Consider the following 24,835-nt stretch of genomic DNA (forward strand, 5'->3'; position numbering starts at 1 on the left):
GATGAAATACTTCTTCGGATAAATTTAACAATATAAAACCTAACAAAAATACTGTTTTTTACACAGTTAGCATTAACTTTAGAACAACAAATTGTATTTTTAATATTAATGCTTAGGTTGTAAAACTACAAAAAAAACAATATGTAAGAAGTTATGATTTAATTATTTAGAACTAAATCGTTTTCGTGATATGCAATAGTAAGAAGAAATTGAGCATAATTACATATTGACAAATATAGATTTTCAAAAACATCACCAAAAGCAAAACCCTCTCAATTGCTTAAGAGGGTTTATATTTAAAAAAAATATTTAATTTAGGCTTGACCGGCAGGACCAAAATTCAAAGGAATTGGAGGTTGCTCTGTATCCTTGATTTCGCCGTTAGCTAATTCAAATCGGTGGATGTTTTCACCTAATGCTTTCAGAAATCTTTTAGCATGTTGCGGTGTTAACACAATTCTCGATTTTACTTTAGCCTTAGGCACGCCCGGCATGATGGTTACAAAGTCAACTACAAATTCTGAAGCTGAATGGTTGATGATGGCCAAATTGGAATAGATTCCCTCGGCTGTTTTCTCATCCAACTCAATATTAATTTGACCTTGTTGCTGATTATTATCACTCATTTGATATTAGATTTTAAATATTAGATATTAAATTTATACTCTTACTATTAAAAAAGCCACTAATTTAAGATTTAAAGTAGTGGCTTTTGTTAAATTTAACTATTAATATGGCTATTAATAGATGTATTCTTCTTTGTTGGCCATAATTTCATTGTAATCTTCTTTCGAACCTACAATAGTGTGATCGTAATCTCTCATACCGGTACCGGCAGGAATTCTGTGCCCAACAATAACATTTTCTTTAAGACCTTCTAAGGTATCTACTTTACCGGCTACTGCGGCTTCGTTTAATACTTTTGTAGTCTCTTGGAACGATGCTGCCGAGATAAATGATTTGGTTTGTAACGATGCTCTCGTGATACCTTGAAGTACCGGAGTTGCTGTAGCGGTGATTACATCACGAGCCACAACTTGGTTTTTATCATTACGTTTTAACAATGAATTTTCATCTCTTAACTCACGTGGCGATACGATTTGACCCGGTTTTAACACCTCTGAATCTCCGGCATCCTCTACCACTTTCATTCCGTATAATTTATCGTTTTCTTCGATAAAGTCTGCGGTGTGTATTAGTTGCTCTTCCAAGAATAAAGTATCTCCCGGATCTTGCACTTGTACTTTACGCATCATTTGACGAATAACAACCTCAAAGTGTTTGTCATTGATTTTTACCCCTTGTAAACGGTAAACCTCTTGAATCTCATTAACCAAATACTGTTGAACAGCTGATGGCCCTTGAATTCTTAAGATATCATCCGGAGTAATTGCTCCGTCAGACAAAGGCACACCCGCTTTTACGAAGTCATTTTCTTGAACCAAGATTTGACTTGATAATTTCACTAAGTATTTCTTCACCTCACCAAATTTAGATTCGATGATAATCTCACGGTTACCTCTTTTGATTTTTCCAAAAGAAACTACACCATCAATTTCAGAAACTACCGCAGGGTTTGAAGGATTACGAGCTTCTAACAACTCTGTAATTCTTGGTAAACCTCCGGTGATATCGCCTGCTTTAGAAGAACGACGAGGAATTTTCACCAAGATTTTACCGGCTTTAATTTTTTCTCCGTCTTCTACCATAAGGTGAGCACCAACCGGTAAGTTGTAAGAACGGATTAACTCTCCGTCTTTACCGTAAACCAATAAGGTTGGGATTAATTTTTTATTTCTTCCCTCAGAAATTACTTTTTCTTGGAAACCGGTTTGCTCATCAATCTCCACCTGGAACGATTGTCCTTGCTCTAAATCTTCATAAGCAATTTTTCCGGTAAATTCAGAAACGATAACTCCGTTGTATGGATCCCATTTACAGATAGTAGCACCTTTTTCAACCACATCTCCATCTTTCACACTGATAACAGAACCATAAGGAATATTGTGCGTACTTAATAAGATTCCGGTTTTAACATCAACCAATTTCAATTCAGTAGAACGAGAAACTACAATATCTACTTTATTGCCTTCTGTATCTTCTCCAACAACCGTTTTCAAATCTTCGATTTCCAATCTTCCTCCGAATCTTGCAACGATGCTTGATTCTTCTGAAACACCACCTGCAACACCACCAACGTGGAAAGTACGTAGTGTCAACTGTGTTCCCGGTTCTCCAATGGACTGAGCTGCGATTACTCCGACAGCTTCCCCTTTTTGAGTCATTTTCCCGGTGGCTAAGTTTCTTCCGTAACATTTAGCACAGATTCCTTTCTTAGCTTCACAAGTCAATGGCGAACGTACGTCAACTTTCTCTAATGGAGATTCTTCGATAGCTTTTACAATCGCCTCAGTGATTTGCTCTCCTGAGTGAACTAATATCTCGTTAGTCAACGGATTGATAACATCTTGTAACGCTACACGTCCTAAGATTCTCTCTCCTAAAGTTTCAACGATTTCTTCATTTTTCTTCAAAGCCGAAACTTCGATTCCTCTTAACGTACCACAATCTACTGAGTTTACAATTACGTCTTGAGAAACGTCATGTAAACGACGAGTCAAGTAACCTGCATCGGCCGTTTTCAAAGCGGTATCCGCTAATCCTTTACGAGCACCGTGGGTAGAGATGAAGTATTCCAAAATCGAAAGTCCTTCTTTAAAGTTGGAAAGAATCGGGTTTTCGATAATTTCACCACCACCGGCTGTTGATTTTTTCGGTTTAGCCATCAAACCACGCATACCGGTTAACTGACGAATCTGTTCTTTAGATCCACGTGCTCCGGAGTCAAGCATCATATATACCGAGTTGAAACCTTGTTGGTCTTCACGAATATTTTTCATGGCCAACTCAGTCAACAATGCATTCGTTGAAGTCCAAACATCAATTACTTGGTTGTAACGCTCGTTGTTGGTGATAAGACCCATGTTATAGTTCATGGTAATTCCGTCAACTTGCTCACGAGCATCAGCGATTAATTCATCTTTTCTTTGCGGAATGATAATATCACCTAATGAGAATGACAATCCACCTTTGAAAGCGAATTTATACCCCATATCTTTCATGTTATCAAGGAAGGCAGCCGTTGTTGGAACATCCGTTACAGCAAGGATTTTTCCGATGATATCACGTAAAGATTTTTTAGTTAATACTTCATTGATATAACCTGCTGCTTGCGGTACTACTTCATTAAATAATACTCTACCGGCAGTAGTTTGGATAATTTTATAAACCAATTCTCCATTTTCATTGAAGTCTTTGGCTCTGATTTTTACACGAGCATTCAACTCTAATCTGCCTTCATTCAAAGCAATATTTACTTCTTCAGCAGAATAGAAAGTTAAGCCTTCCCCTAAAATAGGGTGTTCCGGTGTAGACAATCTTTCTTTGGTCATGTAGTACAGACCCAAAACCATGTCTTGAGAAGGAACCGTGATTGGAGCACCATTCGCCGGGTTTAAGATATTATGAGAAGCCAACATTAACAATTGAGCTTCCAAAATAGCTTCCGGTCCTAACGGTAAGTGAACCGCCATTTGGTCACCATCAAAATCCGCGTTAAAAGCCGTACATACTAACGGGTGTAACTGGATTGCTTTTCCTTCAATTAATTTAGGTTGGAAAGCTTGGATACCTAATCTGTGTAACGTAGGAGCACGGTTTAGTAATACCGGGTGACCTTTGATTACATTTTCAAGGATATCCCAAACTACCGGCTCTTTTTTGTCGATGATTTTCTTAGCTGACTTAACCGTTTTAACGATTCCTCTTTCAATTAACTTACGAATAACGAATGGTTTGTACAATTCAGCCGCCATATCTTTTGGCAAACCACATTCGAACAATTTCATTTCCGGTCCAACAACAATTACCGAACGAGCAGAATAATCTACACGTTTTCCTAATAAGTTTTGACGGAAACGACCTTGTTTACCTTTCAATGAATCAGAAAGTGATTTCAATGGTCTGTTTGATTCTGTTTTAACCGCAGAAGCTTTACGTGTGTTGTCAAATAAGGAATCTACTGATTCTTGTAACATACGTTTTTCGTTTCTCAAGATTACTTCCGGAGCTTTGATTTCCATCAATCTTTTCAAACGGTTGTTACGGATGATAACTCTTCTGTACAAATCGTTCAAATCGGAAGTAGCAAAACGACCTCCATCAAGCGGCACCAACGGACGCAATTCTGGCGGAATCACCGGAATTACCTTCAAAATCATCCATTCCGGACGGTTTTCTCTGTTCAAGTTCGATTCGCGGAACGACTCTACTACTTGTAATCTTTTTAACGCTTCTGTTTTTCTTTGTTTAGACGTTTCGTTGTTAGCGCTGTGACGCAACTCGTATGACAAGGCATCTAAGTCGGTACGAGCTAACAGGTCCATAATACATTCAGCACCCATTTTGGCGATGAATTTATTCGGATCATTGTCATCCAAATATTGGTTTTCCATCGGAAGCGTATCTAAAATATTTAGATATTCTTCTTCTGTTAAGAAGTCTAATCGGTTTAATGATTCTCCATCGGCATTTTGAGCAATACCAGCTTGGATTACTACGTATCTTTCGTAGTAAATAATCATATCTAATTTTTTAGACGGTAACCCTAGGATATAACCAATTTTGTTTGGTAAAGAACGGAAGTACCAAATGTGAGCAATTGGCACTACTAAATTGATGTGACCAACTCTGTCTCTACGTACTTTTTTCTCGGTAACTTCTACACCACAACGGTCACAAACGATTCCTTTGTATCGGATTCTTTTGTATTTACCACAAGCACATTCGAAATCCTTTACAGGTCCGAAGATACGCTCACAGAAAAGACCGTCACGTTCCGGTTTGTGGGTTCTATAGTTGATAGTTTCCGGCTTCAAAACCTCACCTCTTGACTCAGCCAAGATGGATTCCGGAGAAGCTAGTCCTATCGAAATTCTGTCAAATCTTTTGATAGTATTTTTAGTATCTTTATTTCTATTCATCATAGTCGTAACTTTTAAAGTGTTCAGTATTCAGTAGTCAGTGTTCAAATAATGTATCCGAACACTGCCACTGCCAACTATTTTTATTCTTCTAATCTGATGTCTAATCCAAGACCTTTCAATTCATGCATTAATACATTGAAAGATTCCGGTAATCCCGGTTCCGGCATAGTTTCTCCCTTAACGATTGCTTCGTAAGTTTTAGCTCTACCGATTACGTCATCCGATTTAACAGTCAAAATTTCTCTAAGCGTGCTTGAGGCTCCATAAGCTTCAAGTGCCCAAACCTCCATTTCTCCGAAACGCTGACCTCCGAACTGGGCTTTACCTCCCAATGGTTGTTGCGTAATCAATGAGTATGGACCTATAGAACGTGCGTGCATTTTATCGTCTACCATGTGTCCTAATTTCAACATGTAGATTACTCCTACTGTTGCCGGTTGGTGGAAACGTTCTCCTGTTCCTCCATCATACAAGTAAGTATGACCGAAACGCGGAATACCTGCTTCATCTGTCAATTCATTGATTTGGTCTAAAGTGGCTCCGTCAAAAATTGGAGTAGCAAATTTTCTACCCAAGTTCATTCCGGCCCAACCTAAAACGGTTTCATAAATCTGACCGATGTTCATACGAGATGGTACCCCTAGTGGATTCAATACGATATCTACCGGTGTTCCGTCTTCTAAGAACGGCATGTCTTCATGACGAACGATACGAGCCACAATACCTTTGTTTCCGTGACGTCCCGCCATTTTATCACCCACTTTCAATTTACGTTTCTTAGCGATGTATACTTTCGCTAATTTCAAGATACCGGCTGGTAATTCGTCTCCAACAGTGATGGTAAATTTCTCTCTTCTTAAAGCACCTTGTAAATCGTTTAATTTTATTTTATAGTTGTGAATTAAGTCGTTAACCAAACGGTTAGTTTCATCATCAGCAACCCATTGTCCTTTGGTTAAGTGAGCGAAATCTTCCACGGCATGTAACATTTTCTGAGTATACTTTTTACCTTTTGGTAAAACTTCTTCTCCTAAATCGTTCATGACACCTTGCGATGTTTTTCCGTTAACGATGTTGAATAATTTGTCAACCAATTTGTCTTTTAACTCTACAAATTTGGTTTCGAATTCCATTTCCAAAGACGTCAAATCGTCTTTATCTTTGGTACGTTTCTTTTTATCTTTTACCGCTCTCGCGAATAATTTTTTGTCTAAAACCACACCGTGTAAAGATGGAGAAGCTTTCAATGAAGCATCTTTTACATCTCCTGCTTTATCTCCGAAGATGGCTCTTAACAATTTCTCTTCCGGTGTAGGATCTGATTCTCCTTTTGGTGTAATTTTTCCGATTAGAATGTCGCCAGGTTTAACTTCGGCTCCAATTCTGATCATTCCGTTTTCATCTAAGTCTTTGGTAGCTTCTTCAGAAACGTTCGGGATATCATTAGTTAATTCTTCGTTACCTAATTTGGTATCTCTAACTTCTAATGAATAATCATCCACGTGGATAGACGTGAAAATATCATCGCGAACTACCTTTTCAGAAATTACAATCGCATCCTCGAAGTTGTACCCTTTCCATGGCATAAAGGCCACTTTAAGGTTTCTTCCTAATGCTAATTCACCGTTTTGAGTGGCGTATCCTTCACAAAGTACTTGACCTAATTTCACTCTGTCCCCTTTTCTTACGATAGGTTTTAGGTTGATGGATGTACTTTGGTTCGTTTTTCTGAATTTGATTAATTGGTATGTTTTTTCGTCCGGGTCGAAGCTTACCATTCTTTCTTCTTCTGTTCTGTCGTATTTAATGGTAATCATATTGGCATCAACGTACTCAACAGTACCATCGCCTTCTGCATTAATTAATACTCTTGAATCAGAAGCTACTTGGCGCTCTAAACCGGTTCCAACAATTGGGGCTTCAGGACGTAATAATGGTACGGCCTGACGCATCATGTTGGATCCCATCAACGCACGGTTCGCATCATCGTGTTCCAAGAACGGAATTAACGAAGCCGAAATCGAAGCAATTTGGTTCGGTGCAACGTCTGTATAGTGAATTTCTGTTGGATCAACAACCGGGAAATCACCTTCTTCACGGGCAATAACTTTATCGGCTGTAATCTTTCCGTTATCGTTCATGGCGATATTGGCCTGCGCAATCATCTTTCCTTCTTCCTCTTCGGCGCTTAAATAAATAGGTTCTGAAGTCAAGTCAACGGTACCGTTTTTCACTTCGCGGTAAGGCGTTTCGATGAATCCCATTCCGTTTACTTTGGCATAAACTCCAAGTGAGGAAATCAAACCAATGTTTGGTCCTTCCGGCGTTTCAATCGGACACAATCTTCCGTAGTGCGTGTAGTGAACGTCACGTACCTCGAAACCGGCTCTTTCTCTTGAAAGTCCACCCGGTCCAAGGGCAGATAATCTTCTTTTGTGGGTAATCTCAGCTAGTGGATTCGTTTGGTCCATGAATTGAGACAACTGGTTCGTACCAAAGAAAGAGTTGATTACCGACGACAATGTTTTAGCATTGATCAAATCGATTGGGGTAAATACCTCGTTATCTCTAACGTTCATTCTTTCACGGATAGTACGTGCCATACGGGCTAAACCTACACCGAATTGTTGAGACAATTGCTCCCCAACGGTACGTACACGACGGTTTGACAAGTGATCAATATCATCAATCTCTGCTTTAGAGTTGATTAATTCGATTAAGTACTTCACAATCGTGATGATATCTTCTTTGGTCAAGACTTGCTTTTCCATTGGGATATCAAGGTTCAATTTTTTGTTCATTCTGTAACGACCAACTTCACCTAAGTTATAACGTTGGTCAGAGAAGAATAATTTATCTATGATGCCACGAGCAGTTTCTTCATCAGGCGGTTCTGCATTACGCAACTGACGGTAAATGTGCTCAACAGCTTCTTTTTCTGAGTTTGTTGGGTCTTTTTGTAACGTGTTGTGGATGATGGCATAATCACCTTGATTGGCATCTTCCTTGTGTAACAAAATAGATTTTACGTTAGAATCGATGATTTCTTCTACGTTATCTTTGTCGATAATAGTATCACGATCTAAGATAATTTCGTTACGTTCGATAGATACTACTTCTCCGGTATCCTCATCAACGAAATCTTCGTGCCAAGTGTTCAACACTCTCGCGGCTAATCTTCTTCCTACGTATTTCTTAAGACCGGTTTTTGAAACTTTGATTTCTTCTGCAAGGTCAAATATTTCAAGGATGTCCTTATCTCTTTCAAATCCGATAGCACGGAAAAGAGTGGTCACCGGTAATTTTTTCTTTCTATCGATATAAGCATACATTACGCTGTTGATATCGGTAGCAAATTCAATCCATGACCCTTTGAAAGGAATAACTCTGGCAGAATACAACTTAGTTCCATTAGCATGGAAAGACTGACCAAAGAAAACGCCCGGAGAACGGTGTAACTGAGAAACTACCACACGTTCGGCACCATTGATCACGAAAGTTCCGCTTGGTGTCATGTAGGGAATTGTTCCAAGATACACATCTTGTACAATCGTTTCAAAATCTTCGTGTTCCGGATCGGTACAGTATAGTTTTAGTCTGGCTTTTAAAGGCACACTATAAGTTAAACCTCTTTCGATACACTCTTGAATGGTGTAACGCGGTGGGTCAACAAAATAATCCAGGAATTCCAATACAAATTGGTTTCTTGTATCAGTAATTGGAAAGTTTTCCATGAAGGTGTTATATAACCCTTCGTTGCCTCTTTCATCAGATTTGGTTTCCAATTGGAAGAAATCTTTAAAAGATTTTACCTGAACATCCAGAAAATCGGGATATTGCGGTATGTTTTTAGTAGAGGCAAAATTCAATCTTTCAGTCTGATTTGTTATCATCAATGGACAAAATTTTGATTTAAAAAAAGTAATTTTTGTGTGTAAGCACACGGTTTGATTCTACTTTTCCTTTATTTGATAACCAATACCTCTTAAAAATAAACCAGGAAAATTAGTTCGTTTTCTTCTTCGTATGGGTTAAAAGTTTTTCGTATTTGGTTTTATTTAAGACAATAATTTTATTATACGAAAAATGGTTTAGGCCCTTGGACGCATTTATCCAAGGCCTAAACCTAGTTCTAAAACCGGTGTTGGATTATTTTAACTCAACAACAGCTCCAGCTTCTTCTAAAGATTTTTTCAAACCTTCAGCTTCTGCTTTAGATACTCCTTCTTTGATGTTTGCAGGTGCACCATCAACGATATCTTTTGCTTCTTTAAGACCTAAACCTGTAAGTTCTTTTACAGCTTTAACTACTGCTAATTTAGAAGCACCAGCATCTTTCAATACTACTGTGAATTCTGTTTGCTCTTCAGCAGCTCCGGCATCACCACCACCAGCAGCAACTACTACTGCTGCAGCAGCTGGTTCAATACCATACTCATCTTTTAATATTGTAGCTAAATCGTTAACTTCTTTTACTGTTAGGTTAACTAATTGTTCTGCGAATTGTTTCAAATCTGCCATTTTTTCTATCGTTTAAAATGTTCTTTAATTATTATTTTTTTAGTCTGCTCTAATTATTCTGCTGCCTCGCCTTTTTGTTCAGCATTGTTTAATAACGCTGAAATAATACGTTGCGCAGGAGATTGAAGTAATCCGATGATTTCTCCAATAACTTCTTCTTTAGATTTAAGAGATGCTAGGCTGTCTAACAAGTTATCTCCAATGTAGATTTCTTGGTTGATATAAGCACCTTTGAAAACAGGTTTATCTGATTTCTTTCTAAAATCTTTAATGATTTTTGCCGGAGCATTGGCGATGTCTGCAATAAAAATGGAAGAATTTCCTTTTAATACAGAAGCTAAATCACCGTAATCATTTGCGGAAGCTTCCATTGCTTTTTCAAGCAAAGTATTTTTTACTACTTCTAATTTGATACCTGCTTTGAAACAAGCTCTTCTTAGATTTGAAGTAGTTTCTGCATCTAACCCAGAGGTGTCAGCAATATATACAATATTACTTTCCGCCAACTTTGCAGTTAAATCTTCTATCGCGATTGATTTTTCTTCTCTTGTCATAATAAAATTTGTTTAACTACCAATTATACAGCTTTAGGATCTAAAGCGATAGCAGGACTCATAGTACTTGACAAGTGAATTGACTTGATGTAAGTACCTTTTGCTGCAGTTGGTTTTAATTTAAGTAATGTTTGAATGATCTCGTGAGCGTTGTCTACAATCTTATCCGCTTCGAAAGAAATTCTTCCGATACCGGCGTGAACGATTCCAGTTTTATCCACTTTAAAGTCGATTTTACCCGCTTTTACTTCAGCAACAGCTTTACCAATTTCCATAGTAACTGTTCCCGTTTTTGGGTTTGGCATTAAACCTCTTGGACCTAATACACGTCCTAATGGTCCTAATTTACCCATGATAGCCGGCATAGTGATGATTACATCAACATCTGTCCAACCATCTTTAATTTTTTGAAGGTAATCGTCTAATCCTACGAAATCAGCTCCGGCAGCTTTTGCTTCAGCTTCTTTGTCCGGAGTAACTAAAGCCAAAACTTTAGTGTCTTTACCGGTTCCGTGAGGAAGAGTCACAACACCTCTTACCATTTGGTTTGCTTTTCTTGGATCTACTCCTAAACGAACAGCAATGTCTACAGACTCATCAAATTTTGCAGAAGCAACATTCTTCAATAAAGACGAAGCGTCTTTTAATGAATACAATTTGTTTTTCTCAATCTTTGCAGCAGCCTCTTTTTGTTTTTTTGTCAATTTTGCCATGTCTTACGCTTGTTTTAGCGGAGAATCTCCAGTTACAGTTAATCCCATTGATCTAGCTGTTCCAGCAACCATGCTCATAGCAGATTCGATAGTGAATGCATTTAAATCAGGCATCTTGTCTTCGGCAATCGTTTTGATTTGGTCCCAGCTTACGCTACCCACTTTACGACGATTTGGCTCTCCAGAACCGGATTTTAATTTGGCAGCATCCAATAATTGAATTGCAGCAGGCGGAGTTTTCACGACAAAATCAAACGATTTGTCTTTGTACACGGTAATTTGTACCGGTAACACTTTGCCGGGTTGATCTTGAGTTCTCGCATTGAATTGCTTACAGAACTCCATGATATTAACTCCAGCAGCTCCCAAAGCAGGTCCAACCGGTGGCGACGGGTTCGCAGCACCTCCCTTAACTTGTAGTTTAACTACTTTACTAATTTCTTTAGCCATTGTTTAAAAATTTTACATCTCTCAATTGGAAGCGATTGATGCGGTTATAATATATATGTAACAAAAATTATACTTTTTCAACTTGCATAAAGCTCAATTCTAATGGAGTTTTTCTTCCGAAAATTTTCACCATCACTTCCAGCTTACGCTTTTCTTCATTGATTTTATCAATAGTTCCGTTGAAACCATTGAAAGGACCATCAATAACCTTGATTGTTTCACCTATACTGAAAGGAATGCTTTGGGTATCAGTATTGACAGCCAATTCATCGACTTTTCCAAGCATTCTGTTAACTTCTGACATTCTTAAAGGCACCGGATCTCCTCCTTTAACTTCACCCAAAAAACCAATCACACCGGTAATCGATTTAATGATGTGTGGAATTTCACCAACCAAATTAGCTTCAATCATGACATAACCAGGAAAATATACCTTATCCTTAGCTATCTTTTTCCCATCTCTAACTTGCACCACTTTTTCAGTCGGAACAAGCACTTGAGAGATATAATCTGACATGCCAAGTCTGTTAATTTCAGTTTCGATATAAGCTTTTACCTTATTCTCTTGACCGCTAACAGCCCTAACGACATACCATTTTTTTACATTAATATCAGCCATTATAGAATAATTAAGGTTTTAACCATTTAAAGAAACCGGCAATTACTTTTGCACAAGCTTCATCAACACCCCAAGTTGCCAAAGCAAAAACAATTGAAAATACAGCCACTACAATAGTGAATTTTTGAACCTCAGCCCATTCCGGCCAAGTAACATTTGTTTTCAATTCTTCAAATGCCTCTGATATATAGTTAACAATTTTTGTCATTGTAAATTATTTTTTTGCACGGGCGGAGGGATTCGAACCCCCATCAACGGTTTTGGAGACCGCTATTCTACCCTTGAACTACGCCCGTTTATTAAAAACCAGTGTCGTTCTAAAAAACGACACTGGTAATTTATTTAATTTGATAATTAGTCTTCGATTGAAGTAACCTGACCAGCACCAACTGTTCTACCACCTTCACGGATAGCGAAACGCAAACCTACGTTTAATGCAATTGGGCTTAACAAAGCAACATCAATAGTTAAGTTATCACCTGGCATTACCATCTCTACACCAGCTGGTAAAGAAATAACTCCTGTTACGTCAGTAGTACGTACGTAGAACTGTGGACGGTAGTTATTGTGGAATGGAGTGTGACGACCACCTTCTTCTTTTTTCAAGATATAAACCTCTGCTTTAAATTTAGCGTGTGGTTTTACAGAACCTGGTTTACAAATAACCATACCTCTTTTGATATCAGCTTTATCGATACCTCTTAACAAAAGACCTACGTTATCTCCAGCTTCACCTCTATCAAGGATTTTACGGAACATCTCAACTCCAGTGATTGTAGAAGTCAATTTGTCAGCTCCCATACCGATGATTTCAACAGGATCTCCAGTATTAGCAACTCCAGTTTCGATACGACCTGTAGCAACAGTTCCACGACCTGTAATTGTAAATACGTCCTCAACCGGCATCAAGAATGGTTTTGCGTTGTCACGTACCGGCTCTTCAATCCAGTTATCAACAGCTTCCATCAATTCGATGATTTTTGGTACCCAATTTGGATCATTGTTCAATCCACCTAAAGCAGAACCTTGAACTACAGGACCATTATCTCCGTCGTATTCGTAGAAAGACAATAAGTCTCTGATTTCCATTTCTACTAATTCTAATAATTCCGCGTCATCAACCATATCCACTTTGTTCATGAATACAACGATTCTAGGAATACCAACCTGACGTCCTAAAAGGATGTGCTCACGAGTTTGTGGCATTGGTCCGTCTGTTGCAGCAACTACTAAAATAGCACCGTCCATTTGAGCAGCACCAGTAACCATGTTCTTAACGTAATCCGCGTGACCTGGACAGTCAACGTGTGCGTAGTGACGGTTAGCAGTTTCGTACTCAACGTGTGAAGTATTGATAGTAATACCTCTTTCTTTTTCTTCCGGAGCGTTATCAATTTGGTCAAATGATTTCGCTTGACAATAACCAGCATCAGACAATACTTTAGTGATAGCTGCAGTTAAAGTAGTCTTTCCGTGATCTACGTGTCCGATAGTACCTATATTTAAGTGTGGTTTCGAACGATTAAAATTTTCTTTTGCCATTTTACTTAATTTTTAATCTTAGTTTATATATTAGTGTTCAAATTTTACAATTTTGAGCCAACTACGGGAATTGAACCCGTGACCTCTTCCTTACCAAGGAAGCACTCTACCCCTGAGCTAAGTCGGCTTGTGCCTAGTCCAGAAGTTAGACCTCAGAATTCAGAAACTTCCAAACCCTTATCTCTAAATTCTAACCATTTTGGATCATCAACACACGGTTGAATTTCCGGTTTTGGATTAACGCCTTTTAGGCGATGATCCTGATAAGGCGTTGCCTTATCCAAGCTTTAAAACGAATTTACTCGAAAGTAAACTTTCGGATAAATCCTTGTTTAAATCTTGTGGGGAGAGCAGGATTCGAACCTGCGAAGATGTAATCAGCGGATTTACAGTCCGCCCTCGTTGGCCGCTTGAGTATCTCCCCTAACCTTTTTATTTTCAATACTATAAAGAACAGAGCCGATGGAGGGACTCGAACCCACGACCTGCTGATTACAAATCAGCTGCTCTAGCCAACTGAGCTACACCGGCAAACAATAAAAAAGTCCGCTATTTCTAACGGACTGCAAATGTATGGATTTTATCTTTTAATCAAAACATTTTTATAAAAAAATTTATCTTATATATGTGTTCTAATTTTTTCCTTTCTTTTTACCAATAATCTTTCTAAAGATTCTGATGATAACTCTACTGCTTCCTCAAATGTTTTGCATTGTTTCTTTACCATAAAATCATCTCCCGGAACGTGAATTTTTACTTCTACTACTTTATTTTCTTTCTCACTAGTATTATCAACCTTTAAAAAAACATCTGACGAAACTACTTTGTCGTAGAATTTTTCCAGTTTACCTAATCTTTCATTGATGAAATCAACCAGCTTTCTGTCGACAGTGAAATTTACTGCATGAACATTTACCTTCATAATTAAATTTTTATTGATTAAACATTGTAGAATTATTTTTTGTTTCTCGGATGAGCACTACCGTAAACCTTTTTAAGTTCCGCTAAACTGCTGTGAGTGTAGACTTGGGTAGAGGCCAAACTTGAATGCCCTAATAATTCTTTAACCGAATTAATATCCGCCCCATTATTAAGAAGATGTGTCGCAAACGTATGTCTTAATATATGCGGACTTTTTTTCACCTTCTCGGAGACATTACTAAAGTAATAATTTATTAAACGATAAACAAACGAATCGTTCAATTTAACGCCTTTTAACAGTAGAAAAAAATACTCTCCATCTACAATCCTTTGTAAACCTGACCTTTCGCTTGTATATAATTTTATTTGATTTTCAACTATGGGCAAAATCGGTATAATCCTTTCCTTATTTCTTTTCCCTAAAACTTTTAAAGTACCGTTTGACAAATCAACATTGTGACACCTCAGATTAATCAACTCCGCTCTACGAATTCCGGTGGTGTAAAACAAATCAACAATCAACTTATCACGAATACCTTCAAAATCATCCGTATAAGTAATCTGGTTTAAAACCAAATCCAATTCTTTTTCCGAAAATGGAATTTGCAACTTTTTAGGTGCCTTTAAGGCTTTGTGCTTCAAAAGCGGACTCGCTTCAATTTGCTTTGTTTTGAGCAAAAACTTGTAAAACGATTTTAAGGATGAAATTTTTCGGTTAATGGAAGCATTGGAAATCCCGTCATCAGAAAGCGAAACAATCCAAGCACGAATTTGAGAATAATTGACCTTCATCAAATCATTGTCCTCAAAAGCTTCAGACAAAAAAGATTCAAAAAATCCAACATCATTTAAATAAGCCGTCACGGTGTGCAAAGAATACTTCTTCTCCAACAACAAATAATCCCGAAACTTATCTTTACTATTTTCCATAAAAAAACCGCGAGTACCAAAGTTAACAAACTTTAATCACTCGCGGTAATATCTTTAGGTAGAATTTAACTATCCTTCCAAACTGTCTCTCAATGTTTGAATGTAAGCTGCTTTTTGAATTTGCGCTCTTCTCACTACTGATGGCTTAGTAAACGCCTGACGCGCTCTAAGTTGTCTTACAGTTCCGGTTTTATCAAATTTTCTCTTGTAGCGCTTTAATGCTCTATCAATGTTTTCTCCGTCTTTAATGGGTATAATCAACATAATTTAGACACCTCCTCTCATTTAGTGGGTGCAAAAGTAACAATAATTTTGAATTATAACCCGAATTTTTTTTATTTTTTGAACTGGCGAAGCAATTATAAAAGGTACATTGTTTTTTGGGCGTTCCCTTCGGGCCGCGCTTTCCGCAGTACACGGTACTTGCTCCAATCGCTAACGCAGTTGTAAGAAAGAAAGAAATAAAAAGAAAAAAGGGATAAGTCACACAAAAAACTTATCCCTTTTCACTTATTCCTTTTGCCTCTATTATTTCACCGCAGGCTGATAACTTTGTTTATCAATAATCATCTTCGACAAAATCTCTCTCAAAATTTCTGAAGTTCCTCCGCCAATCGGTCCTAAACGACTGTCTCTTAACAATCGAGCCAATGGATATTCTTCCATATAACCATAACCGCCTAACATTTGTAAACAACTGTAAATCACTTCATCAGCCACTTTAGTCGATTTTAATTTGGCCATCGTAGCTTCTTTTACCACATATTCTCCTTTATCTAATCGGGCTACCGCAGCATAATTGAAAATTTTACAGTGTTCAACTTCCGTAGCGTTGTCTACCATAGCATGACGCAAAGCTTGGAATTTGTTAATGGCTTTCCCGAAAGCTTCTCGTTGCGACATATATTCTAAAGTATATTCAATAGCATATTCCGCTCGAGCATGAGCATTAATCGCCATGATCAAACGCTCTAAAGCAAAGTGCTGCATAATATAAGGAAAACCTTTTCCTTCTTCACCCATTAAGTTGGTTACCGGGATTTCCACATTATCAAACGAAATCTCCGCTGTATCCGAAGCTCTCCAACCCAATTTATCCAACTTAGTAGCCGCTATTCCTTTGGTATTGGTATCTACCAAAAACATACTGATGCCTTTGTTTCCAAGTTCCGGACTGGTTTTCGCAGCCACTACATAATAATCTGCATAAACTCCGTTAGTAATAAAAGTTTTAGAACCATTAATAATATACTTATCGCCATTTTTGACTGCAGTGGTTCGCATACCGGCTACATCGCTACCGCCAAATGGTTCAGTTAAACATAAGGCTCCAATTTTATCCCCGGAAATACTGGGCGCTAAATAGTCTTGTTTGATTCTTTCATCTCCTTCGGCATTCAAATGAGTCATCGCTAAATAAGCGTGTGCCCACATGGCAGCCGCAAAACCGGAAGATTTAATTTTTTGCAATTCTTCCAAAAACACAACGGTGTAAAACAAATCTAAATTCATTCCTCCGTATGCTTCAGGATAAGCCAATCCGAAAAAGCCCATTTCACCAAACTTCTTCCAAATAAAGCGTTCAATTGTACCCGTCTTTTCCCATTTTTCAATGTGTGGCACTACTTCTTTTTGCAAAAAATCTTGTAAACTCTTTCTAAATAGTTCGTGTTCTTCAGTAAAATAAGTTGAATTCATATCAATAAGGCTACTTTTTAAGCTATTTTTTTAGAATTCCAAATATAAGGCAATTATTTTTATTTTATCGACAGGAAATCCTTTAATTTTTGACAAATCCTCAATTTTTATATCGCCATTCATCGAGCGATAGATGACGATTTCTTTGGCTAAAGGATATTTAAAAAAAGGAAATTGCGCCAAGTCTTTGACACTGGCTTGGTTAATGTTTATTTTCTTAATATTCGGTGTTGATTGTACCGCAAAATATTGATTTAATTCTTTAATCAATTCCGGTGATAAACCCCAAACATCATTCATTTGTTCCATTGATACAAAAGCGCCGAACTTCTTTTTTTGTTCCAAAATTCGGTCCGAAATTTTATCGCCAATTCCGTAAACTCTCATCAAATCTTCTTTGGTTGCTTGATTGATGTCTTTAATAGTAATTTTTTCAGATTTTCGATATGCAGTTTTAGCTAAGGCCGAAGGGTATTCTTTTTTATGATTAACCCAATCCGGAAATTTGAAATAGGGAGAAATCTCCTCTAGCAAGGAATCCGAAATTTGAGTTACCGCTTGAAACTCTGCCGCCGAATTGACAAACTTATTTTGCTTTCGATAAGCCAATAATCGGTCTATTTCCGCTACAGACATACCAAGTTTGTAGCCTTTGAAATCGGTAATAAAATTAGGGTTAAACGGATAAATCTTGGGTTTGTAATTTTTACTTTGCAGTTTGAGACTGTCAATCAAACTTTGATTAGCCAACCAATTTGCTTGTTCTTTATCATTGGTTTCCATAGCTTCGAAATCAGCAAACAAATAAAAGCCTTGAAAAACAACAATAACCACAAAAAGCAAAATAATTCCGATTCGTTGGCTTTTCGAATAACTTAAAATCGATTTTAATATGGAATTGCCTTGCACCATAGGCTACAAATCAAACACTGAAGTTCTTTTACCCCGAATCAAATCTTTCAATTTAATCCAAAAAGCCAAAGTCAAATACACGCCAAATCCTAATCCGGCAGTGACAAAAGTGATGTAAATAAAAAATAAACGTACGTTCGAAGCCCGCATTCCCAGTTTATCAGCCAAACGAGATGAAACGTGAAAACCGTGTTTTTCGAAGAAATATTTTAGTTGGATTACGGGTGACATTTGTTTAATTTTTTAAAAGTTGAATTCCAATGGCGCACTGTAAACACTTACTGTGATTGCAATAACTGTTTTTCAATTGCAAAAGCGATTGCGTTTCAAAAGCATTCTTTGATTTCACTCCAAAATTAGAAAACTTTTCAATGATAATATTCTTTTCGGGCGCTATAGTTTCCATTAACTGCAAAAGCGATTCTGAAATTTCTTTGCCTTGACTTTTGGCGTAAGCAAATTGAAACGGCACAATGGTATTAATCACCAACAAATCGATAAAAGATTTGGAGAATTGCTTTTTCTTTCTCGGACTTTCTTTCTCAAACTGATAATGGTTTTCCCAATAGGAAGAAACGCCAACGTTAAAAAGCTTGTAAAAATCAGCTAAGGAATGCGTGCTTATTATTTTGGAAAACAAATTTTGCTGTTTGTGGTATAACATGGCCAATTGTGCCAAGCGAATCGTCGGGAAATTATCGGGTCGGTGTTTGAAAAACTGAACCGGTTCAATAAAAACTTTTTTTAAACGATGTTTCTGCGTCATATAGATTGAACGATTTTGCAAATCTTTAGTATAAAAATCTTCCGCTTCCACAGGTAGTAAATCGGCTTTGCCAAACAATAACGCTTCTAAGTTTTCAACTTCAAAACCCTCTTTTCTGATGATGGAAAACGGAATTGACTTCGCCATTTTTAAAAAGATTTCGCCATTGGTATTCAGACCGAAATTTTTAGCCAATCTGTAAAACAAAACCGCTTCCCAATCGTTATCAGTTTCCTGTAAAAGTACTTCTATCGGAGTGGCTTTTGCTTCTAAACGTTCGAAGAACAATCGCTCTTGCCAATTTTTAAACATCAATTGATCAACCTTAGCGATTTGGTTTTCACAATAAATCCAAGATTTTGGTGTGGTCAATGATAAATACTGATTCAAAACACCACTGGCCACATACGTTTTGAGTTCCAAAGTCGGAATCTCCGAATTGTCCTTTCTGAAAATCGGCGTGTCATGTTCCCAAACCACATGCAGGATTACATTATCATAATGAGGATCATTTTCGTGCTGGTGCAAATACCAATCCGAAGACTTCAAATGAATTTCGACATTGCCTGCCCATTTTTGGTTACCAATAATAATTTGTGCATTGAAAAAATCGGGACCGGATTGCCTCAAATATTGTCCGGAATTAAGAATGGTTAGCTCATCTCCTGAAACCGTCGTTAGGTTGGAAAAGTCAAACTTCTTATATTGCCAGACATAATGAAGAAAATCTTCTTTCACGGTATTAATTTTTAACTAAAGTAAGAAAATTACTTTTATAATAAAAATATTTTGTAATGAAAAAATTACTTTTTGCTCTTTTGTTGTCCATCTCAGGAAATAGCTTTGCCCAAAACTATAAAATTACTTACCTGAAAAGTTCGAACGGAAGCTTGTTAGAAAACCAAGATGCGGTTTGGGTTTTTACCAATACTAACCAAACTTTATTGAGTTCAGAAAACATCAACAATCAAAAAGCAACCTTTCCTTTTGAACAAACCAATATCGACAGAAAAAGCAATTCTTTTTATCAAACGGCGACCTTAAACCAATCGGAAGTCATTGCGATGAAAGACAGCATTTCATTGGCGAAGCAAACCTTTGAATACTTAAATGATACCAAAAAAATCTTGGGCTACGATTGTAAAAAAGCGAAAACCATTGTCAACTCCAACACCATTGAATTTTGGTATACAGATGCGTTAAAAGTCAAAGGTTCGCCGGTAGTTTTAGGTCAAAATTTGGGTTTGGTTCTCGAAATGGTGCGCAACGGCAACTTTGTGATTGCAGCTACTAAAGTGGAAAAGATAAAATCATTTCCGATAATTGAATTGCCTAAAAAGTCTGTTGACGGATTAACTTATAAAGATTTACTTTGGAAAAGCCGTTTCACCACAATCAACGTTTTCAAAGACCAAATCATCAACTTTTCCGACGCCTCAAAATCTAATGATTCTATTTTGCGCTTTGCCAATGGAACAATAGCCGTTCGAAAAGTTAAATTTCCTGAGATAAAAATTGGGAGCCAAATTTTTGTCGATGTAACTGAGCAATCTAACGGCGATGCTTATGACCGAACCGGTTCGTTTTTTATGATTCCAACCGATAAAGAACTGTCGTTTTTAAATGGATTGCAAAATGGCGCCAAAACCTTACCAATTTACACCAATGGTAACGGTAAAGAATACCAAGGTGTTGTAACCACTGAAAACTATAATCCTATAGTGGAATTGATGCGTTTCTTTACGCCTTTTGGAGTGAAACAATACAACTATCTTGAGTTGAAAAACAAAACTTGGGCAGACAATGTATTGTATCGTCAGGACATTTCAGACTTGCGCAGTTTATTAAGCGGCCAAGAAGTTTGGCTCGGGATTAATATTGGGAATTATGACAAAGGCGGTCATAAAGTTTCGGCGAATATTACCATTCATACCGAAGAGGAAAGTAAAATTAAACCAACACAAATTGTGCCTTTGTTTTGTACCAATAACATCATGGAAATGGCCGGTCAGGAATATGGCACGATGTTCAATAATGACAAAGGTTTGGAAGTTACCTTTACATTAGACCAACCCATGAAGAATTGTAAACTGCGTTATATCACAACAGGTCATGGCGGTTGGGAAAATGGAGATGAATTTGTACCCAAAAAAAATTCGATTTATTTAGACGGTGCAGCAACTTTCAGCTTTACGCCTTGGCGACAAGATTGTGGTTCGTATCGCTTGTCGAATCCGGCTTCCGGGAATTTTCCGAATGGATTGTCTTCTTCGGATTACAGCCGATCGAATTGGTGCCCGGGAACGGTGACCAATCCTGTCTTTATTGACTTAGGCGATTTAGCAGCCGGAACACATACGATACAAATTAAAATCCCGCAAGGTTTACCTGAAGGCGGAAGCTTTAGTGCTTGGAATATTTCGGGCGCTTTGATTGGGGAATAATTTAAGAGAAAAGGGATAAGAGAAAAGGGATAAGAATTTCTAATCCCTTATCCCTTTTGCCATTGCGCCGTCTGGCCCGTTCGCTAAAAATGTCCACTGGACATTTTATTAACGCTCCGTCCTATTTTATCGAACTGATAATATCGTGTTTCGTAATAATATGATGCTTTCCATTTCCTAAATCTACCAACACGGCTTGGTTGTCTTTGTTGATGAGTTTGGAAATTTCCTCTATTGGCGCATTAGCGTTTACAATTGGATAAGGTTTGCCCATAATTTCACGGATTGGTTTATCGGCTATGTTTTTGTCTTCTACGTAGCTTCGGAACAAATCGGTTTCGTCTATGCTTCCTACAAATCCTGTGGTATCGATTACCGGGATTTGAGAGATGTTGTATTTTTTCAAACGTTCGATAGCATGTGATACTAATTCTTCGGTGCGTACGATTACCAATGGCTTGTCTTTGTGGTCTTTGATCACGTCTTCCGCTTTGGTGATTTCTTCGTCTAAGAAACCTCTTTCGCGCATCCAATCGTCGTTGAACATTTTCCCTACGTAACGACTACCGCTGTCGTGGAATAAAACTACCACTACATCGTCTTTGGTGAAATGTTCTTTTAACTGGTGTAATCCTTTGACACAAGCACCGGCAGAATTCCCCACAAAAATCCCTTCTTCTAAAGCAATCTTTCTGGTATAAACTGCAGCATCTTTATCGGTTACTTTGGTGAAACCATCAATTACCGAGAAGTCTACGTTTTGGGGTAAGATATCTTCCCCGATACCTTCGGTGATATAAGAATAGATTTCGTTTTCGTCGAAGATTCCGGTTTCGTGGTACTTTTTGAAGACCGAACCGTAAGTATCGATGCCCCAAACTTTGATATTAGGATTTTTTTCTTTTAAATATTTTCCGATACCGGAAATAGTTCCGCCCGTTCCTACTCCAACCACAAAGTGTGTTACTTTTCCATCGGTTTGTTCCCAAATTTCGGGTCCGGTTTGTTGGTAATGGGCTAAAGCATTGCTTGGATTATCGTATTGGTTTACGTACCAAGAGTTGGGGATTTCAGTACTTAATCTTTTGGAAACCGAGTAATACGAACGCGGATCAGTTGGTTCTACATCGGTTGGACAAACGATTACTTTGGCACCAACAGCGCGCAGGATATCCATTTTTTCTTTGGATTGTTTGTCGGTGATGACAAAAATACATTTGTATCCTTTTACGATAGCGGCTAAAGCTAATCCCATTCCGGTGTTTCCTGAAGTTCCTTCGATAATGGTTCCGCCCGGTTTTAGTCTTCCGTCGGCTTCAGCGTCTTCTACCATTTTGAGTGCCATTCGGTCTTTGGTAGAATTGCCGGGATTGAAGGTCTCTACTTTGGCCAAAACCAAGGCATCAATACCTTCAACCACTTTATTTAATTTCACTAAAGGCGTGTTACCGATAGTGCCTAATATGTTTTCTGCGTAGTTCATTTTATAAGAGAATAGAATATAGAGTAAAGAAAAAAGGTTTCTAATTATTAGCAAATGTAGTGCTATTTCAAATGTTTACAAAAATTCAAATGGTTTATCGTTTAACCCTGACTGGAGAAGTTACCTCGTAACTCGTAAGGCAGGAATTGCAATAACTGATAAAGACCGAGCCATTCGTTCCTACTGGAAAAAATTCCATACTAAACCAAAACGAATCATGAAGTCGCGGTAAGGATAATTGGGTGCGTTGTAGAACGTATTGCCGGTCATTTTAGAATTTAAATGTTCTAATTTGAAGAAGATTCTCGTTTGGCGTATTCTGGCATTGACAAAGAAATCGACCATTGGAAACTCACCTATTTCTCGGGTATTTTGTACAAAAGCTTCAGCGGTTACGGGGTTGTAATCGTTGGCGTAGTATTTTGTGAAATAGTTGAGTGTGAAACCGGTTTGAAGGAACAAGGCTTTTTTGAAGAAATAATCCGTGTAATACAAAGTATTTCGGCTTACGATTTGCGGTACGTTGAGGATGTCGTCTTCTTGGTCGACTTGTTGGTACAAAATGGTATTATCGAGTGCTAATTTCCACCACTTGAATTCGCGGCTGACTTTTACGGATAAGTAATTGATGGTTTTGTTGTATTGTTTTGGGGAAATCAATTGTTGTTGCGCTTCGGTAGAATCATCGCTGAAATAGAGATGGTCATTGAGTGAACTCACTTGTACAGAAGCATCCAACCATTGGGTTTTGGCGGTAACTTCAAGGTTGTTTATCTTTTCATTTTTGAAATTGTTGTACCAATTGTATGCCACGAAACTGCTTTGGTACAAGTTGAAAATATGATCGGGAATTTTGTTCAGCATTTGGTATTGGAACAAAAACTCATTTTTATCGTTGAGTTTGTAGGTCAGTTGGGCATCAAAATTAGACAGCGACTGATTAGAGATGGAATTAGAGTATAGAAAAGTTCCGTTCCATTTGTTTTTACGGTATTGATATTGGCCCCCGACGGTGTTGATTTCGTCATTGATGGAGCTTGGTACCGCTCCTGAAGGCAAAATTAGAATGCGGTTGTAATAGTAATTGTATCTGAAATCCTCGGCGAAGAATTGGAATTTTCCGAGTAATGCATTTTCGTAAACCGCGCCTACTTTGTTGTACATTCGGTTGTAACGGGTTTTGTCGTTGACACCCGAGGAGACGAAGGCGTCTCCAAAACGATAGACTTGTGTTTGTTCTTCTCCGACAGTTGAAACTACTGTTTTTTGGTTGTATTCAAAGAATTTGTTTTCGTAATTGAATTGGTGTGTCAGATAGAGATTGTTGTTTCCGGCTTTCGAATTGATTCTGAAATTGTGGTCAAAGAAGATTCGCTTTGCCTTCATAAAAGTTTTGGCATCTCTTAGGTAGACTTCCAATCGGGCTCTGTTTTGAAAAGCTGTTTCTTCGCCTTCAAAATCTTCTAAAGTTGTAATACCTCCGTTTTCACCGTTGAGAAAATCTTGTCCGGTAAAATGTAGGTTGAGATAATATCTTTTGTTTAAGGTATTATAACTTGAAGTAAATCGGAAGTTTCCGGTGCTTGACAACTGGTTGATGTATTTCCCCAAAGAACGCAATCCTTTGAAGGCAACCGACATATTGAACCGTTCAGAAGTATTGACTGAGATTAGCGCATCTACATTTTGGCCTTGTTCCATTACGGTTTTAAAATACAATTCGGTTATAGGGGTTGCAACAGAATAATACTTTATGTCATCGGGCTTCATGTAATTGAAATGTTTACCTGAGAAACCAATTTCAGGGAAAGCGGAGAATTTTTTATAACCATAATCCAAGACAGTATAGGTTTGTCCTTCATTGGCAAAAGGTAAGAGCCCAAAAATATCTTTTCGAAGATAATTGTATTCGTATTCCTTTTTGATGGTTAATGAGGTATCTACGTAAGTGGTGTCTTTTTGAAGCGATATGATTCTATAATAGTCATATGGTGCTTTCTTGGCTGTTTTAGAATCAACAGAATCAGTTTTGGCTTCATTTCTTTGGGTAGGCGTAAATTTTTTATCGAGTTTACTGACCTTTTCGCTTCTTCTTTCTTGGGAAGATACGGGTTGTAATGAAAGTAAAAAAAGTATAAATAAAAGATATCTCATCTGAATGATTTTCGGGACAAAAATACACAAAACAATTTGTAATAAAATCATAAAAAAACCATCCTGTTGTATAGGATGGTTTA

Annotated in this window: 20 protein-coding genes and 4 tRNA genes; 1 reads left to right on the top strand and 23 read right to left on the bottom strand. The window is 37.7% G+C overall.

Annotated elements, in window-relative coordinates; translation table 11 throughout:
* Nucleotides 1-314: 314 nt before the first annotated feature.
* The 21 genes from P7V56_RS13420 to P7V56_RS13520 all read right to left on the bottom strand — a co-directional run bounded on the left by P7V56_RS13420 (nt 315) and on the right by P7V56_RS13520 (nt 19,409).
* Complete coding sequence (locus P7V56_RS13420; RefSeq protein ID WP_121311667.1) at nt 315-626, bottom strand: DUF3467 domain-containing protein; 312 nt, start codon at nt 624-626, stop codon at nt 315-317.
* 114 nt (nt 627-740) lie between these two features.
* Nucleotides 741-5,045: a DNA-directed RNA polymerase subunit beta' gene (rpoC, locus tag P7V56_RS13425; RefSeq protein ID WP_171222215.1), complete on the bottom strand. Its 4,305-nt coding sequence runs from the start codon at nt 5,043-5,045 to the stop codon at nt 741-743.
* Between the two features lie 80 nt (nt 5,046-5,125).
* Nucleotides 5,126-8,938: a DNA-directed RNA polymerase subunit beta gene (gene rpoB, locus P7V56_RS13430; protein ID WP_171222214.1), complete on the bottom strand. Its 3,813-nt coding sequence runs from the start codon at nt 8,936-8,938 to the stop codon at nt 5,126-5,128.
* A gap of 256 nt (nt 8,939-9,194) precedes the next feature.
* Nucleotides 9,195-9,566: a 50S ribosomal protein L7/L12 gene (gene rplL, locus P7V56_RS13435; protein WP_171222213.1), complete on the bottom strand. Its 372-nt coding sequence runs from the start codon at nt 9,564-9,566 to the stop codon at nt 9,195-9,197.
* A gap of 53 nt (nt 9,567-9,619) precedes the next feature.
* Complete coding sequence (gene rplJ / locus P7V56_RS13440) at nt 9,620-10,120, bottom strand: 50S ribosomal protein L10 (protein ID WP_171222212.1); 501 nt, start codon at nt 10,118-10,120, stop codon at nt 9,620-9,622.
* Between the two features lie 23 nt (nt 10,121-10,143).
* Nucleotides 10,144-10,833, bottom strand: coding sequence for a 50S ribosomal protein L1 (gene rplA, locus P7V56_RS13445; RefSeq protein ID WP_171222211.1), 690 nt, complete (start codon nt 10,831-10,833; stop codon nt 10,144-10,146).
* Between the two features lie 3 nt (nt 10,834-10,836).
* On the bottom strand, nt 10,837-11,283 hold the full coding sequence (rplK, locus tag P7V56_RS13450) for a 50S ribosomal protein L11 (protein WP_171222210.1): 447 nt from the start codon (nt 11,281-11,283) through the stop codon (nt 10,837-10,839).
* Between the two features lie 67 nt (nt 11,284-11,350).
* Nucleotides 11,351-11,902 carry a transcription termination/antitermination protein NusG gene (nusG, locus tag P7V56_RS13455; protein WP_171222209.1) on the bottom strand — a complete coding sequence of 184 codons (552 nt, stop codon included), beginning with the start codon at nt 11,900-11,902 and terminating at the stop codon, nt 11,351-11,353.
* A gap of 10 nt (nt 11,903-11,912) precedes the next feature.
* Nucleotides 11,913-12,110, bottom strand: coding sequence for a preprotein translocase subunit SecE (secE, locus tag P7V56_RS13460; RefSeq protein ID WP_171222208.1), 198 nt, complete (start codon nt 12,108-12,110; stop codon nt 11,913-11,915).
* A 17-nt stretch (nt 12,111-12,127) separates the two neighbouring features.
* A tRNA-Trp gene (locus P7V56_RS13465) sits at nt 12,128-12,198 on the bottom strand.
* Between the two features lie 58 nt (nt 12,199-12,256).
* Entirely contained in the window at nt 12,257-13,444 is a 1,188-nt protein-coding gene (tuf, locus tag P7V56_RS13470) for an elongation factor Tu (RefSeq protein ID WP_171222207.1), read from the bottom strand.
* Between the two features lie 55 nt (nt 13,445-13,499).
* Nucleotides 13,500-13,571: transfer RNA gene (locus P7V56_RS13475), tRNA-Thr, on the bottom strand.
* Nucleotides 13,572-13,786: 215 nt separating this feature from the next.
* Nucleotides 13,787-13,868: transfer RNA gene (locus tag P7V56_RS13480), tRNA-Tyr, on the bottom strand.
* Between the two features lie 33 nt (nt 13,869-13,901).
* Nucleotides 13,902-13,975, bottom strand: a tRNA-Thr gene (locus tag P7V56_RS13485).
* An 88-nt stretch (nt 13,976-14,063) separates the two neighbouring features.
* Nucleotides 14,064-14,366 carry a ribosome hibernation-promoting factor, HPF/YfiA family gene (gene hpf, locus P7V56_RS13490; protein WP_171222206.1) on the bottom strand — a complete coding sequence of 101 codons (303 nt, stop codon included), beginning with the start codon at nt 14,364-14,366 and terminating at the stop codon, nt 14,064-14,066.
* Between the two features lie 32 nt (nt 14,367-14,398).
* Nucleotides 14,399-15,295 carry a tyrosine-type recombinase/integrase gene (locus P7V56_RS13495; protein ID WP_171222205.1) on the bottom strand — a complete coding sequence of 299 codons (897 nt, stop codon included), beginning with the start codon at nt 15,293-15,295 and terminating at the stop codon, nt 14,399-14,401.
* A gap of 69 nt (nt 15,296-15,364) precedes the next feature.
* Nucleotides 15,365-15,559, bottom strand: a complete 195-nt coding sequence (gene rpsU, locus P7V56_RS13500; protein WP_131476751.1) for a 30S ribosomal protein S21 — start codon at nt 15,557-15,559, stop codon at nt 15,365-15,367.
* A gap of 264 nt (nt 15,560-15,823) precedes the next feature.
* Nucleotides 15,824-16,993 carry an acyl-CoA dehydrogenase family protein gene (locus tag P7V56_RS13505; RefSeq protein ID WP_171222204.1) on the bottom strand — a complete coding sequence of 390 codons (1,170 nt, stop codon included), beginning with the start codon at nt 16,991-16,993 and terminating at the stop codon, nt 15,824-15,826.
* Between the two features lie 30 nt (nt 16,994-17,023).
* A complete protein-coding gene (locus P7V56_RS13510; protein ID WP_171222203.1) occupies nt 17,024-17,905 on the bottom strand; it encodes a ComEA family DNA-binding protein in 882 nt (293 codons plus the stop codon).
* A 3-nt stretch (nt 17,906-17,908) separates the two neighbouring features.
* Nucleotides 17,909-18,136, bottom strand: a complete 228-nt coding sequence (locus P7V56_RS13515; protein WP_171222202.1) for a PspC domain-containing protein — start codon at nt 18,134-18,136, stop codon at nt 17,909-17,911.
* A 4-nt stretch (nt 18,137-18,140) separates the two neighbouring features.
* Entirely contained in the window at nt 18,141-19,409 is a 1,269-nt protein-coding gene (locus P7V56_RS13520) for a DUF2851 family protein (RefSeq protein ID WP_171222201.1), read from the bottom strand.
* A gap of 56 nt (nt 19,410-19,465) precedes the next feature.
* Between P7V56_RS13520 and P7V56_RS13525 the strand changes: the two genes are divergently transcribed.
* Entirely contained in the window at nt 19,466-21,115 is a 1,650-nt protein-coding gene (locus P7V56_RS13525; RefSeq protein ID WP_171222200.1) for a PNGase F N-terminal domain-containing protein, read from the top strand.
* A 121-nt stretch (nt 21,116-21,236) separates the two neighbouring features.
* Here P7V56_RS13525 and P7V56_RS13530 read toward each other — a convergent pair whose 3' ends face one another.
* Nucleotides 21,237-22,598 (bottom strand): pyridoxal-phosphate dependent enzyme, encoded by a 1,362-nt coding sequence (locus tag P7V56_RS13530; protein ID WP_171222199.1) that lies wholly within the window; start codon nt 22,596-22,598, stop codon nt 21,237-21,239.
* Between the two features lie 180 nt (nt 22,599-22,778).
* The gene (locus tag P7V56_RS13535) at nt 22,779-24,752 is read right to left on the bottom strand and encodes a putative porin (RefSeq protein ID WP_171222198.1); all 1,974 of its coding nucleotides are present in this window, start codon (nt 24,750-24,752) and stop codon (nt 22,779-22,781) included.
* Nucleotides 24,753-24,835 lie beyond the last annotated feature (83 nt).

Source organism: Flavobacterium sp. IMCC34852 (assembly GCF_030643905.1).
Taxonomy (GTDB): domain Bacteria; phylum Bacteroidota; class Bacteroidia; order Flavobacteriales; family Flavobacteriaceae; genus Flavobacterium; species Flavobacterium rivulicola.